At 62.7% G+C, this 14,914-nt stretch carries 11 protein-coding genes and 1 tRNA gene; 6 read left to right on the forward strand and 6 right to left on the reverse strand.

The annotated features are described in order from the left end of the window. Nucleotides 1–22: 22 nt before the first annotated feature. The gene (locus EOL86_06660; protein ID NCD25256.1) at nucleotides 23–1,279 is read left to right on the forward strand and encodes an HDOD domain-containing protein; all 1,257 of its coding nucleotides are present in this window, start codon (nucleotides 23–25) and stop codon (nucleotides 1,277–1,279) included. On the opposite strand, the gene EOL86_06665 is transcribed toward EOL86_06660, so the two are convergent. Beyond that, a complete protein-coding gene (locus tag EOL86_06665) occupies nucleotides 1,276–3,729 on the reverse strand; it encodes a glycogen/starch/alpha-glucan phosphorylase (protein NCD25257.1) in 2,454 nt (817 codons plus the stop codon). The genes EOL86_06660 and EOL86_06665 overlap by 4 nt on opposite strands. A 221-nt stretch (nucleotides 3,730–3,950) precedes the next feature. Between EOL86_06665 and EOL86_06670 the strand changes: the two genes are divergently transcribed. The 5 genes from EOL86_06670 (at nucleotide 3,951) to EOL86_06690 (ending at nucleotide 10,717) form a co-directional block, all read left to right on the forward strand. Then, nucleotides 3,951–5,432, forward strand: coding sequence for a 2Fe-2S iron-sulfur cluster binding domain-containing protein (locus EOL86_06670; GenBank protein ID NCD25258.1), 1,482 nt, complete (start codon nucleotides 3,951–3,953; stop codon nucleotides 5,430–5,432). After that, complete coding sequence (locus tag EOL86_06675) at nucleotides 5,429–7,726, forward strand: xanthine dehydrogenase (protein NCD25259.1); 2,298 nt, start codon at nucleotides 5,429–5,431, stop codon at nucleotides 7,724–7,726. Before EOL86_06670 ends, EOL86_06675 begins: the two co-directional genes overlap by 4 nt. Before the next feature lie 73 nt (nucleotides 7,727–7,799). Continuing rightward, nucleotides 7,800–7,991, forward strand: coding sequence for a hypothetical protein (locus tag EOL86_06680; protein NCD25260.1), 192 nt, complete (start codon nucleotides 7,800–7,802; stop codon nucleotides 7,989–7,991). Nucleotides 7,992–8,058: 67 nt separating this feature from the next. Continuing rightward, nucleotides 8,059–9,363 carry a serine dehydratase subunit alpha family protein gene (locus tag EOL86_06685; protein ID NCD25261.1) on the forward strand — a complete coding sequence of 435 codons (1,305 nt, stop codon included), beginning with the start codon at nucleotides 8,059–8,061 and terminating at the stop codon, nucleotides 9,361–9,363. A 28-nt stretch (nucleotides 9,364–9,391) separates the two neighbouring features. After that, complete coding sequence (locus EOL86_06690) at nucleotides 9,392–10,717, forward strand: UDP-glucose/GDP-mannose dehydrogenase family protein (GenBank protein ID NCD25262.1); 1,326 nt, start codon at nucleotides 9,392–9,394, stop codon at nucleotides 10,715–10,717. Between the two features lie 284 nt (nucleotides 10,718–11,001). Here the strand turns inward: EOL86_06690 and EOL86_06695 are convergent. The 5 genes from EOL86_06695 to EOL86_06715 form a co-directional block, all read right to left on the reverse strand. Then, nucleotides 11,002–11,077: transfer RNA gene (locus EOL86_06695), tRNA-Met, on the reverse strand. A gap of 44 nt (nucleotides 11,078–11,121) precedes the next feature. Continuing rightward, a complete protein-coding gene (locus tag EOL86_06700) occupies nucleotides 11,122–12,021 on the reverse strand; it encodes an NAD(P)/FAD-dependent oxidoreductase (GenBank protein ID NCD25263.1) in 900 nt (299 codons plus the stop codon). A gap of 72 nt (nucleotides 12,022–12,093) precedes the next feature. Next, nucleotides 12,094–13,716, reverse strand: coding sequence for a hybrid sensor histidine kinase/response regulator (locus EOL86_06705; protein ID NCD25264.1), 1,623 nt, complete (start codon nucleotides 13,714–13,716; stop codon nucleotides 12,094–12,096). Beyond that, nucleotides 13,717–14,199 carry a hypothetical protein gene (locus EOL86_06710; GenBank protein ID NCD25265.1) on the reverse strand — a complete coding sequence of 161 codons (483 nt, stop codon included), beginning with the start codon at nucleotides 14,197–14,199 and terminating at the stop codon, nucleotides 13,717–13,719. It abuts the gene before it with no gap. Between the two features lie 26 nt (nucleotides 14,200–14,225). Next, on the reverse strand, nucleotides 14,226–14,669 hold the full coding sequence (locus EOL86_06715) for a hypothetical protein (protein NCD25266.1): 444 nt from the start codon (nucleotides 14,667–14,669) through the stop codon (nucleotides 14,226–14,228). Between the last annotated feature and the right edge of the window lie 245 nt (nucleotides 14,670–14,914).

A 14,914-nucleotide genomic window follows, 5' to 3' on the forward strand; every position in this document is an offset into this window, starting at 1 on the left:
CATTAACTCCAAGGAGATCCGCATGGCCACCCCGATGCCCGAATCCACCAATTTACGCCTGCTCGCGCGCAATCCGATCTTCACCTCGTCCAAGACCGTATGGGGCTATGAACTCCAAACCACGGCCGAGCGCGTCTCCGGCCTTCCATCCTCGGCCGACAAGGACAGCGTCGGCGCGGCGGTCATCACCGGTGATTATGTCGGGCTGAACACCATTCTTGCCCGGAACAAAAAAATCATCATCGCCTACACCCGCGACCAAATCCTGAATTTCCTCCCCCGCGCCTTGCCGGCGCGTTCCTCGGTGATCCTGATCGGCGCCGCCCACCAGACAGACGCCACCCTGCTGCCCGCCCTGGAAGAGCTGGCCGCCGAGGGCCATCACATCGCCCTGGAATGGGACCATGCGGCCACGCCCACGTCCCCCCTCCTGGGCCTGGCCAGCCTGTGCATCGCGGACGCGGAACAATCCACCCAGGACAGTCTGTCGGCCATAATCCGGAGCGGCACCACCGGCATTGTCCGCAACGTCGCCTCCCAAAGCATTCTCGACGACGCGCACGCCCTTGGCTTCGATTTGTTTCAGGGCCGGTATTTCAAAACCGCCGAGATCATCCCCGGCAAAAAGCTCTCGGCCCATCACAACTCCCGCTTGCGGATCATGGGCCTCGTCGAGGACCGCGAACCGGATTTGGACAACCTGGCCCGGACCATTCAGTCCGATGTCAGTCTGAGCTACCGGTTGCTGACCTATCTCAACTCGCCGGCCTTTGGCTTTGCCCGCAAAATCGATTCCATCCGCCAAGCCATGGTCCTGCTGGGCTGGAACAACCTGCGCAACTGGCTGCGGGCCGTGCTCCTGGCGGACATGGCCCAGGACGGCCAGCAGACGGAAGTCCTGCACCTGGCCCTGACGCGGGGCAAATTTCTGGAACGGGTGGTTCTGCGTTATGACTACTGGGACTTCAGCCCGGATGAAATGTTTCTGCTGGGCATGTTCTCCCTGCTGGATGTCATCCTGGGCCAGCCCATGGCCGACGCCTTGGCCTTCCTGCCCCTGACCGACGCCCAGAAAAAAGCCCTCGTCGGAGACGCGCCGTGCGAATACACCCCGCTCGTCAATCTGATGCGCGTGGTCGAGGACGACGACGCCCAGGCCATGACCCGTGCCTTCCTGGAACTGAGCCTCGACCCGGAAACAACCCTGACCCTGGCCCGCGAGGCCGGGGCCTGGGCGTCGTCGGTGCTGGATATCGAGCCCCTGCCGGGGCGGGCCTAGTCCAGGGGCGGAATCTTCCAGATGTCGCGGGCGTATTCCATCACGGCCCGGTCGCTGGAAAACTTGCCCATGTTGGCGGTGTTCAGGATGGACATGCGCGTCCAGGCGGTCTGGTCCAGATAGATCTGCCCCACCCGGGTCTGGGTGGCGACATAATCCGCGTAATCCGCCAGAACCAGATAATAATCCCCCCGAACCAGCAGGGAATCGACAATGGGCCGGAACAGGTCGGGCTGTTCCGGACTGAAATGGCCCGAGGAAATCATGTCCAGGGCCTGTTTCAACTCGCGCGAGGATTCGTACACGGCCAGCGGATCATGCCCGGAGGCGCGCTTGGCCTGGACCTCGTTCTCGGTCAAGCCAAAGAGAAAAAAATTCTCGACCCCGACCTCTTCCCGGATTTCGATATTGGCCCCGTCCAGGGTGCCAATGGTCAAGGCCCCGTTCAGGGCGAATTTCATGTTGCCCGTGCCCGAGGCTTCCATGCCCGCCGTGGATATCTGCTCGGACAAGTCCGTGGCCGGAATGATGCGCTCGGCCTGGGACACGCAATAGTTGGGCAAGAAAACCACCTTGAGCTGATTGCTCACGGCCGGATCGGCGTTGACGACCCAGGCCACGGAATTGATCAATTTAATGATCAGCTTGGCCTGGACATAGCCCGGCGCGGCCTTGCCGGCGAAAAAAACCGTGCGTGGACTGTGGATGTCCCCGTTCTGACGCCGGATGCGATTATAGAGGGTGATAACGTGCAGAACATTGAGCAACTGGCGCTTGTATTCGTGAATGCGCTTGACGTGCACGTCGAACAGCGTGGACGGGTTGATGCCCATGCCCAGCTTGCGCAGCACGTAGCGGGCCAAGAGCTTTTTGTTGCGGCGCTTGACCTCCTGCCAGCGCTGCTGAAACTTCGGATCGTCGGCGTAAGCGGCCAGACCGGACAATCGGTCCAAGTCCGTGATCCAGTCCGGACCGATGACCGAGGTGATCAGCTCGGACAGGTCCGGATTGGCTTGCAGCAGCCACCGCCGGGGCGTGATCCCGTTGGTGACGTTGATGAATTTCCCCGGATAGAGTTCATGAAAATCCCGAAACAGGCGCTCGCGCAAAATTTGTGAATGCAGTTCGGCCACGCCATTGACGGTATGGCTGCCAATGATCGCCAGATGGGCCATGCGGACCTGCTTGGTCTCGCCCTCGGCAATGATCGACAAGTCCCGCGCCAGGTTGTCCCGGCCTGGATATCTGGACTGAACCTCCTCGAGAAACCGCCGGTTGATCTCGAAAATAATCCGCAGGTGTCGGGGCAGCATGCGCCCGATCAAATCCACGGACCAGAGTTCCAGGGCTTCGGGCAAAACCGTGTGGTTGGTGTAGGCAAAGGTCTTCTGGCAAATGGCCCAGGCCCGCTCCCAGCCCATGGCCTCCTCGTCGAGAAGGATACGCATCAATTCGGCGATGGCGATGGCCGGATGGGTGTCGTTCAACTGGACCGTGATCTGGTCCGGGAAGCAATCGAACGAGGAATAATTGTTCTTGCGAAAGCGGCGCATGATGTCCTGAAAGGTGGCCGCCACGAAAAAATACTGTTGCCGGAGGCGCAACTCCTTGCCACGCGGGCTGGTGTCGTTGGGATAGAGCACCTTGGAAATGTTCTCGCTCTCGACCTTGGCCTGGACCGCGCCGATATAATCGCCCTGGTTGAAATGCTCCAATTCGAAATCCCGGCTGGATATCGCTTTCCACAGGCGCATGTTGGTCACGTTGCCGTTTTGGAATCCGGGCACGAGGATGTCGCAGGCCATGGCCATGACCGTCTCGGTGTCAACCCAGCGAAAACGCTGATGCCCGGCGCTGTCCGCATAGTCCTCGACCCGCCCGTAAAAATGGATCTTGCACATGAAATTGCCGCGCTTGAGCACCCAGGGCGAGTCCTGACGCAACCAGTTGTCGGCCCCTTCCTGTTGGTGGCCATCCACGATGGTCTGATAAAATATCCCGTAATCATAAAGAATTCCATATCCATAGCCCGGAATCTTACAGGTCGCCAGGGAGTCCATGTAGCAGGAGGCCAATCGCCCCAGGCCGCCGTTGCCCAGGCCTGGATTCCATTCCTCCTCGACGAGATCGTCCAGATCCATGCCAAAATCGCGGACCGCCGCGCGGCATTCCTCCTCGATCCCCAGAGCCTGGATATAATTCATTAAAAATTGACCAGGCAAAAATTCCAAGGACATATAATAAACGCGCTTGGAAATGGAATCGTAGTACGAACGCTGCGTTTCCAGCCATTTTCCCAGCAGACGGTCGCGCACGCTGTAGCACAGGCCGAGATAATAGCGTTCCTGGCGCGGTGGAAAGGGATCGCTGCCCAGGGTCAGGGCAACGTGACGCTGGATGTCGTTTTTCAGGGCATCGACGGTCGCGGACGTATCGGTGGTGTTCATCATGCCTCCCGTGGTCTGAATGACGCAAACCTAGCACAAAAGAAAAACGACCGAAACCGCCCAGGACGTCTTCACGAACTCGACCCATGCGCCTCGACCCGACCCGCCCAAAAACACCGGGTCAAGGCAACCGGCGCGAAATCCATCAAAATACCCCCTTTCCTCGGGTCCATCCTGGTGTATGATGACCTCGTCAGTCGAACCATCCGACCAACGAGGCCGCCATGACGAAAATTCCGCGCATCGCCTTCCTGCTCAACGGCCAGGAAATCCGCGCCACGGTCCGCCCCGGCCAGACCGCCCTGGACCTGCTGCGCGCCCTGGGGCGCACGGGCGTCAAGGAAGGCTGCAACGAGGGCGACTGCGGTGCCTGCACCGTGCTCATCGGCGAAATCCGGGATGGCCAAATGCATCACGAAGCGGTCAACGCCTGCCTCGTGCCCGCGCCCCGGTTGCACGGCCGCCATGTTCTGACCGTCGAAGGGCTGGGCGACGCGGACAATCTCCACCCCATCCAGCAGGCCATGCTCGACGCCCACGCCGTGCAGTGCGGTTTCTGCACGCCCGGCCAGATCATGTCCTTGCTCGGGCTGTTCGCGGCCACGCCCCAGCCCTCGGACGAGGACATCGCCAGCGCCCTGGAAGGCAACCTCTGCCGCTGCACGGGCTACACGACCATTCGGGACGCGGCACGGGCCTTGCGCCAATCCGGGATTGATCCTGCCCGCATCCTGCCGGACTGCTGCCGGGATGCGCCCCAGCGCCTGGCCGAGCTGCCGCCTCTGGCCTGGGAAGAAGCTCCGGGCGAGGCAGGCGCGCCGCGCCAGGACTACCACCGCCCCCAAAGCCTGGACCAACTCTTCACCCTGCTGACCGAACTGGACGAAAACGTCCGCATCCTGGCCGGCGGCACGGACATCCAGGTCGAAGCCAATCTGAAACACGCCCACGCCCGGCATCTGGTGGACCTCGAAGCCCTGCGCGAATTGCGCTTCATCCGCGACGAAAGTGGTCTGATCCGCATCGGAGCCATGGCCACCCTAAGCGACATCCCGCGCTCGGACCTGATCCGCGTCCGCCTGCCCCTGCTGGCCAGAGCCGTGTCCCAGATGGCCTCGGCCCAAATCCGCAACCGGGCCACCCTGGCCGGAAACGTGGCCACGGCCTCGCCCATCGGCGACGGGTCCACGGCCCTGCTGGCCCTGAACGCCGTGCTCGTTCTGCGTGGCCCGGACGGCGAACGCCGTCTGCCTTTGGAGCAATTCTTCCTGGGCTATCGCCATACGGCCCTGGCTCCACGGGAAATCATCATCGCCCTGGAAGTCCCGCCCCAGACCGGCCCGTGGGATTGGCGCAAGTCCGCCCGGCGCGGCGCCGTGGACATCGCCGCCGTCAGTTCGGCCCTGTGCGCCGGGGCGGACGGACAAAACCCGCGCATCTCCTGCGCCGGAGTCGCGGCCACGCCGGTTCTCCTGCGCCAAACCATGACCCTGCTCCACGGCCGCGAGCTGACGCCGGAATTGATCCGCGAGGCCAGCCTTCTGGCGGCCAGCGAAGTCGCGCCCCTCTCGGACGTGCGCGGCGGCGCGGACTACCGCCGTCTGCTGGTCCGCAACCATGTCGCTCATCATCTGGCCGCGCTTGGCGGGCAGACGCCGCGCGAACTGATCCCGCTCCAACCACGGCCCATGGGAGGCGCATCATGAGCATCAACCCCAATTTGCTGCACGTCACCGGCGCGTCCCGATTCATTGGCGACGAGCCCGCGCCACAAGGCATGCTCCAGGTCATGCCCCTGACCAGCCCCCATGCCCATGCCCGGATCAACGCCATCCGGACCGGGGCGGCCACCGCCATGCCAGGCGTGGCCGCCGTGCTGACATGGGCCGACATTCCGGGCCTGAACCGCATCGGGCTCATCCGCCACGACGAGCCTCTTTTGCCCGGCAAAATCGTGTCCTATGTCGGTCAGCCCGTGGCCGTGGTCGCGGCCGCAACAAAGGCACTGGCGCGGGCGGCCCTGGAAATGATCGAAATCGACTACACGCCCCTGCCCGCCGTGCTTGGCGCGGCCCAGGCCGTGGCCCGGCAGCACTTTTTCGCCCCGGCCAAGACCATCGTCCGGGGCGATGTCCAAGCGGCCCTGACGGCCAGCGCGCATGTTTTGGAAGGAGAAGTCCGCTGCGGCGGGCAGGAGCACTTCTATCTGGAAACCCAGATCTGCCGGGCCGTTCCGGGAGAAGGTCGGACCATGACCCTGTTTTCGGCCACCCAAAGCACGGCCGAAATCCAGGAAATGGCGGCCCGCATTCTGGGCCTGCCTGGCCACGACATCACCGTGGACGTGCCCAGACTGGGCGGGGCCTTTGGTGGCAAGGAGCGCGGCGCGACCATCTGGGCCTGCCTGGCCGCCCTGGCCTGCCACGTAACGGGCCGCCCCGTGGAACTACGCCTGAGCCGGACCGAGGACATGGCCTGGACCGGCAAACGCCACCCTTTTGCCGGCCGCTACCGGGTGGGTTTTGACGACACGGGCCGCATCCTAGGCTATGAACTGACCCTCATTTCCGACGGCGGAGCCTTTCTGGACCTGTCCCTGCCGGTTTTGGAACGGGCCATGCTCCACGCCGACAACGCCTATTTCCTGCCTGCGGCCCGCATCACCGGCTTGGTCTGCCGCACGAACACCCCGCCCAACACCGCCTTTCGCGGCTTTGGCGCGCCCCAGGGGATTTTCGTCACGGAACACGTCATGGAGCGCGTCGCCCGTCATCTTGGTCTGGACCCCTTCGAAATCCGGCGGCGCAACTGCTACCGCGAAGGACAAGCCACGCCCTACGGGCAGCCCGTGACGGACGCCCATGGCGCCGATCTGCTGGACCGGCTGAAAACCACGGCGGACTATCCCCGGCTGCGCCGGGAGGCGGACGCCTTCAATGACGCCCAGTCCACCCTGCGGCGCGGTCTGGGCGTGGTCCCGGTCAAGTTCGGCATTTCCTTCACGACGACGTTTTTAAACCAGGGCTCGGCCCTGATCTGGATTCTGCGCGACGGCTCCGTGGCCCTGTCCCATGGCGGGGTGGAAATGGGACAGGCCGTGAACACCAAGGTCGCCCTGGTCCTGGCCGAGGAGCTGGGCCTGCCCCTGGATCGCGTCCGCGTCGAGACGGCCAGCACCAGTCGCATCGCCAATGCCTCGCCCACGGCGGCGTCCACGGGCTCGGACTTGAACGGCCTGGCCGCCCAGGATGCCGCAAGAACCCTTCTCGCCCGGCTGCGGCCCGTGGCGGCAAAACTTCTGCGCGCGAAAGACGGAACGGACATACCCCCGGAATATGTGGTCTTCGCCCAGAATCAGGCCCACGACCTGCGCCGTCCCGAACGGACCGTGCCCTTCGCGGACGTGGCGGCGGCCGCCCACGCCGATAGAGTCAATCTTGGCGCGCATGGTTTCGCCGCGCCCGAGGGCATTTTTTACGACGCAAGGACCGGCCAGGGACATCCGTTTCTGTACTTTGTCCTGGGCTGCGCCCTGGTCCTGGCCGAGGTGGATCTGGTCTCCGGCCAGTCCCGCGTCGTCGAGACGCACGTCGTCCACGAAACCGGCCGCTCCCTGCACCCGGACATCGACCTAGGCCAGGTCGCAGGCGCGTTTTTCCAGGGCCTGGGCTGGATGACCATGGAAGAGCTGGTCCGCGACAAGGCCGGACGCTGCCTGACGGCGACGCCCTCGACCTATAAAATTCCGGGCTTTCGCGATCTACCAGAGGCACTGCACATCGAACTGGTCGAACGGTCCTGCGACAAGGCCAGCGTCAAGGGCAGCAAGGCCGTGGGCGAACCACCCCTCATCTACGGCGAGGCGGTCTATTTCGCCATCCGCGACGCCCTGGAATCCGCCTGCGGACGAGCCGTGGACCTGCCCTGTCCGGCCACGCCCGAGGCCGTGCTCCTGGCCCTGGAACCCGCGCGACCCGGAAACCGGACGAACCATGAATGACGGCGTGGAGATGGACTTTTCCGCCAGTCGTGCTATTTTCACAACAAGATTGAGTCATCCCCTGGAGGTGCGTATGGATCCCATTCTGCGAAAACGACTGGACGATTTTTTTGACGTGGGTTTCGGCAAGACCACGGGCATCGACACGGCCCTGGAAATCACCAAAATCTATGCGGGATCGGCCGCGGCCGATCCGAACAAAATCCCCGAGCTTTTCCTGCAATTGGTGCAGCTCTTCGAGCCGCGCCTGCATGAGGAGAAATGAGGCGGTTTGACACCCGGCGGGAACTCGGCCATGAAACCGGCTTTTCACTCCAAAAAGCGGTGATGGCATGAGTTTTTCCGTGAAAGACATTCTGCGCCTGCAGGTCGCGCCGGCCCTGGGCTGCACCGAACCCGTGGCCGTGGCCCTGGCCGCCGCGGCCGCGAAGGCGGCCCTACCGGAACGACCCGGACGCATCGACATCTGGGTCGATCCCAATATCTACAAAAACGGTTTGGCCGTGATCATCCCCGGCACAGGAGGCTTAAGCGGCCTGGACCTGGCCGCCGCCCTGGGCGCTTTTGGCGGCGATCCGGCCCTGGGCCTGGAAGTCCTGGAGCCCCTGGATGACGCGGCCGTGCTCGAAGCACGTGATTTTGTCCGCGACGGCAAGGTCGAAATCCACCTGCTGGAGGATCATCGCGGCCTGTTCATCCGGGCCGTGGTCACCGGCGGCGCGCACAGCGCCGAGGCCGTCATCCGCGACATGCACGACAACGTGACCAGCCTGCGCCTGGACGACACCGACGTGCCGGCCGCGCGCGACGCCCGACCCATCCCGGCCTCGGACATGCCCCGTCTGGAAGCGTGGATCAAAACCCTGTCCCTGGACGACCTGCTCCACCTCTTGGACGACCTCGACAACGAGGACCGCGAATTTCTGATGGAAGGTGTGCGCACCAACCTTCGTCTGGCCGAATATGGCCTCAAGCACGGACCGGGCCTGGGGGTCGGCAAAACCCTGGACAGGCTGGTCCGCCAAAAACTCATTTGCCGGGACATGATCCTGGCCGCGCGCATCCTAACCTCGGCCGCCGCCGACGCGCGCATGGGCGGAGTCAAATTGCCGGCCATGAGTTCGGCCGGCAGTGGCAACCACGGCCTGACCGCCATCCTGCCCATCTGGGCCATCCGGGATTTCATCGATTGCGATGATCGCACGGTGCTTGAAGCCATTGCCCTGAGCCATCTGGTCACGGCCTACATCAAGGCCCATACCGGACGCCTTTCCGCCATCTGCGGCTGCTCCGTGGCTGCCGGAGCCGGGGCCAGCGCCGGCGTGACCTACCTTCTGGGCGGCGGCGCCGCGCATATCGCCGGGGCCATCAAGAACATCACCGAGGATCTGGCCGGAGTCATCTGCGACGGGGCCAAGGCCGGATGCGCCCTGAAACTGGCCACCGCGGCCGGTGCGTCCGTGCAGGCGGCTCTTTTTTCCCTGCAGGGAATCAATGTCATGGCCACGGACGGAATCATCGGCGCCTCGCCCGAGCAAACCATGCGCAACATCGGCACCCTGAGCACCGAAGGCATGATCGAAACCGACCGGACCATCCTCAAAATCATGCTCGCCAAACGTTTTTCCGGCGTCTGATCCGGAAATTTACAAGGAGAACACATCCATGAATATATGCATTGTCGGAACGGGCTATGTCGGCCTGGTCTCCGCCGCCTGCTTCGCGGAGATGGGCAACACCGTGGCCTGCGTGGACATCAACCCCGACGTGGTCGCCCGCCTGAAAAAAGGCGAGGTCCACATCTACGAACCCGGCCTGGACGTCATGGTCCGCCGCAACACCCAGGAAGGCCGCCTGACCTTCACCACGGACCTGGCCGAGGGCATGAAGGACAGCCTCTTCGTCTTCTGCTGCGTGGGCACGCCCGAGGGCGAGGACGGCACGGCCGACCTGCGCTACGTCAAGCAGGTGGCCGCCAGCGTGGGCCAGACCATGACCGGCTACACCATCTTCGTCGACAAATCGACGGTGCCGGTGGGCACGGCCGACGCGGTGCGAAACATCATCCAGGACGAGTTGGACAAACGCGGACTCCACGTGGAATTCGACGTGGTCTCCAACCCCGAGTTCCTGAAGGAAGGCGACGCCATCAACGACTTCATGAAGCCCGATCGGGTCGTGGTCGGCACGGACAATGTGCGCACGGCGGAACTGCTGCGCACCCTGTACGCGCCCTATGCCCGCAGCCGGGAAAAGATGATCGTCATGGGCATCCGCAGCGCCGAGATGACCAAGTACGCCGCCAACTGCATGCTGGCGACCAAGATCTCCTTCATCAATGAAGTCGCCAATATCTGCGAACGGGTCGGGGCCGACGTGCGCGACGTGCGCCACGGCATCGGCGCGGACCACCGCATCGGGTACCAGTTCATCTATCCCGGCGTGGGCTACGGCGGCTCCTGCTTCCCAAAGGACGTCAAGGCCCTCATCGGCACGGCCAAGGGCGCGGGCTACGAGCCACAGCTTCTGTCCGCCGTGGACGAGGTCAACGACCGCCAGAAAGTGCTCATCGCGCGCAAGATCGAATCCTATTTCGCGGATCAAGGCGGAGTTGCCGGCAAGACCCTGGCCCTGTGGGGCCTGGCCTTCAAGGCCAACACCGACGACATGCGCGAGGCTCCGTCCCTGGAGCTGATCCGACACCTGACGGCCCTGGGCATGCGCATCAAGGCCTTTGACCCGGTGGCCGGAAGCAATGCTCGCCGCATTCTGGCCGACAACCCTTTGGTTGAAATTTGCGACGACCAATACACAGCCATCGACGGCGCCAACGCCCTGGCCGTGGTCACCGAGTGGAACCAGTTCCGCAACCCGGACTTCGCCAAAATCAAAAAGAGCCTGACCGCGCCCATCCTCTTCGACGGCCGCAACCTCTACGCGCCAAGCCTGATGGCGGTCGAGGGCTTCGCCTACTTCTGCGTCGGCCGCTAGATTCATTTCCACGTCAAATTCAAAACAATAAAAGGCGTGGAATGCGTGGGCCAAGCCCGGTTCATCATGCAATAGGCCATTCCCCGCCCCAAACGAGACAGCCCCGGATATCCGGGGCTGTCTCGTTTGGAGCGGGAGGTTTTTGAAGCCTTACCCGGATTGTTGCCCAGATCGGACCCCGGTTACAACCGGATTCATCCGGACGCATGGAGAGCCAGAAAAGAAAAAAGCCCCTGATTTCTCAAGAGCTTTTGTATGCATCCGGACGCTTCCGGATTTATTCGTGGTGGGCCCACCAGGGGTCGAACCTGGGACCATCCGGTTATGAGCCGGGGGCTCTACCAACTGAGCTATGGGCCCGTGCGTGACGGATTGCGGTTGTTATGTCCTGCATCCAAAGTTTGTCAAGCGCTCCGACGACGTTCCTTGACATGTCCGATGGCCGCGCGGCCGGCCAAAGCGCCCTCGCCCACGGCGACGCTGATCTGCAAAAAACGGCCGACACAATCCCCGGCGGCAAAAACCCCAGGCACATTGGTCCGTTGCTCGCGGTCGGTTTCGATGAACTGGCCATTGCGGGCCAAGCCCAGGGTATAGGCAAAATCGCTGGACGAGGCCTGACCCATGGCCACGAACAATCCCTGGGCATCAAGCTCCTTCCCGGAGTCCAGGACGGCCCGTTCCAAGCCACCGTCACCAGCCAGGGACGTCACCTTGTCCTCGAGCACGGGGATATCGCTCTCGCGCAGTCGGTACAGGAATTCCTCGCTCATGGATACTTCCTTGCCCTGGGCGCAGACCGTGACCCGTGGCGTGTACTGGGTCAGTTCCAGGGCCTGATTGGCGGCGAAATTGCCCTCGCCCACAACCAGCACCGGCTTGCCACGCATGAAAAAACCATCGCAACTGACACAGTAGGACACGCCCTTGCCCTCGTAATCGCCCAGGTTGTCGATGCCGGGACGGATGCGGGACACGCCCGTGGCCAGGATCAAGGCCTGGGCCGAAATTTCCTGGGTTTCGGTCTTGCCAACGAACGCACCATCCTCGGTCTGATGCACGCCCAAAACCCGGTCACACCGCATGCCCGCGCCGAATTTGGCGGCCTGCAGACGACCGCGTTCGATCAAATCCTTGCCGGAAATGGATTCCATGAACCCAAAATAATTGTCGATGTCATAATCCCCCGCGACCTTGGGAGCGCATCCAAGAATCAGGGTGTCCATGCCGGCGCGGGCGGTGTAGATGGCGGCGGAAAGTCCGGCCGGGCCTTGGCCGATAATAAGAATGTCAACATGTTCCATGGCAGCCTCCTGAAGGTGAAAGATCCGAGGTTGGTTGATAAGTCCGCCGGGCGGCGAAGGCAACGCGCCCTTTCAGATTTCACAAACCGGACGCCGCAGACAGGATTCCAGGGTCCGGGCCAAGGTGGTCAGATCCACGGGCTTGGGGATGGTCATGCACACGCCGGGAAACAGGCGGCACATCTCGTCGCTGGTCTGATTGGTGATCAGGGCGACGCGGGTGGCCGGCGAGGAATGCTTGATGGCCACGCACAAATTCTCCAGTTCCGCCTGGGAGACATCCTCGCACAAAACCAGGTCGTACCGTTGGGAGGTCCCCAGGATCATGCCCAGACCATGCGCGAGATTGGGAGCCGCGCACGACTGGTAGCCAAGCCGGGCCAGCAGGGAAGAAATGGAGGCCCGCACCTCGGGATGGGATTCGATGATCAGGATTCGCTCCGCCAACCCCTGCGGCAGGGGGCAGCTCAACGGATCATCCCAGGTCAGGTCCATGCCGGGAGTCGTGGGGAGAAAGACGGAAACCGTGGTCCCCTGACCCGGCGTGGACTCGATGCGCAAACGCCCCTTGAGTGTCTTGACGAATTTCTTGGTCACGAACAAACCCAGGCCCGTACCCTCGTCCGGGGGTTTGGTGGTGAAAAACGGCTCGCACAGCCGTTCCACGTCCTCCACCCCCTCGCCGTTGTCCGCGATGGCCAAAAGGATCAGGTCCATGCCCGATGGCGGCACCATCATCCCGCGCCGATCCTCGGGGCAGACATGGGCCCAAATCCGCAGCCGGGGCGCGACCCTGTCGCGCATGGCGTGGATGGCGTTGGTGACCAGATTCATGACCACCTGCTGTACATGGGCCGGATCGCCAAAAAGCAGGCCAAGATTGTCGTCGATGTCGGCGACGATTTCGATTCGGGACGGAGTGGTGCCCTTGATGATGTTCAGGGTCTCGCGCAAAACGGCGGTCAGGGGAAAAAGAACGAACTCATCGTGCATCTTCCCGGTAAAATGCAGGATACTGCGGATCAGGGACGCGCCGCGCTGACAAACCCGGCCGATACGGTCCATATCCTCCTGGTCCGGCAGGGCGCCTGAGAGGACCGAATCGCGGATAAGCTCGTTGGAAAAAGAAATGGCCGACAGGATATTATTGAAATCATGGGCCATGCCTCCGGCCAAAGTGCCAATGACGCCCAATTTCTGCTGTTTGTGAAACTGAATTTCCAGCTCGCGGTTGGCCTTGTGCAATTCCTCGGTGCGGATCAACACCAACTGTTCCAAGTTGAGCCGGTAATTCTCGTTTTCCCGGATCAGGGCCGCCCGTTCCAGGGCTTTGTCCACGGCATGATCCAGGACGGACATGGAGGGGATGGGTTTGACCAGATAATCCCAGGCCCCCCGGCGCAGGGCTTCGACGGCCTCGTCCAGGCCGCCCTCGCCGGAAAAAACCAGCACCGGGGTCCGCACGAGCTTTTCGGACATGCGGAACAACAGTTCCAGCCCGTCCATGACCGGCATCTTCAGATCGACCAAAAGCAGATCCGGGCCATGGGTCTGGAGCATCTCCAACGCCTGCCGGCCGTTTTCCGCCTCCAGCACGACAAAACCCTTGGAACGAAGGTACGTCCCGGTGGTGGCGCGAACAAAGGGATCGTCGTCCACCACCAGGATCGTCGCGGCGGGTTTGGACGGCGGCATCTAAAACTTGTAGCCGATCATGCGCAGCAATCCGGCCCGCTTGCTCTTGTCGGCCTCGGTCTCGACGCCCTTGGAGGAAAACCCATCGATGACGCCAAGAATACCCCGGCCCTGTTCGCTCTGGGCCACGATGACCTGCACCGGATTGGCCGTGGCGCAAAACAGACGGACCACCTCGGGCACGTTCTGGACGGCGTTGACGACATTGATGGGGAACATATCGCGCATGAACACAATAAAGCTGTGCCCGGCCGAAAGGGCCTGGGCATTTTCCGTGGCCAGATCCACGAGGGCGGGGTCCGTGCCCGAAGTCCGGATCAGACAGGCGTCGGAAGCCTCGCAGAAAGCCAGGCCGAATTTCGCGCCGGGCACGGCGTTGACCATGGCCTCGTGGATATCCTCCACGGTTTTGATGAAGTGTGACTGCCCGAGAATCATGTTCAGATTCTGCGGATTTTTGATATCGACCAGGGAGAGGTCCATGCGATCTCCGAAATTGCGGTAAAAGGTTACTGGCGGACGCGGGACGTGCCGTCCGAGGCACGCAGCAGGCGAATCCGGTCGCCGACAAAATACTCATCGTCAGCTTCCTGGACCACGCTGACAATCTCGCCGTTGTCCATTTCCACGGTGATCTCGACGCCCTTCTTCTTGGTCACGGCCTCTTCCGCCAAGGCGCCGCCGGCCGCGCCGCCCAGGGCTCCGAGAACCCCGCCAACGACATGGCCCCTGCCGCCGCCGACCATGCTGCCGAGCACGCCACCCGCGACACCGCCCGCCACGGCGCCGACACCGCTCTGGGTGCCCTCGATCTGCACGGGGCGGACTTCGAGAATGGTCCCATAATACACGCGCATCTCCTGCAAGGCCTGGCTCCGGCCGTAGACCTGGCCGGACCGGCTGGAGGCGCAGCCCACCATCATGGCCATGGACGCCAGGGCAAGAAAAAACATGCATTTGGACACGATTTTGCGAGACATCATGACAAAACTCCTGGGTTAGACGAAAAGCCAAGGCCCGACCACGTGGCGGACCTGATCACCATGTACCCCCGCGCGGGACAAGGGGTCAACTCGGGATCAAATCCTGGTCGGATCGCCAAAATTCCACCGATCGGCCGCCAAAACCAGAAGTCCCGGACAAAAACCGGCACGTCCTGCCTCCCTGGCGGAAACAGACCTCGCTTTTCTCCAACAGC

This window comes from Deltaproteobacteria bacterium (assembly GCA_009930495.1).
Classification (GTDB): Bacteria; Desulfobacterota; Desulfovibrionia; order Desulfovibrionales; family Desulfomicrobiaceae; genus Desulfomicrobium.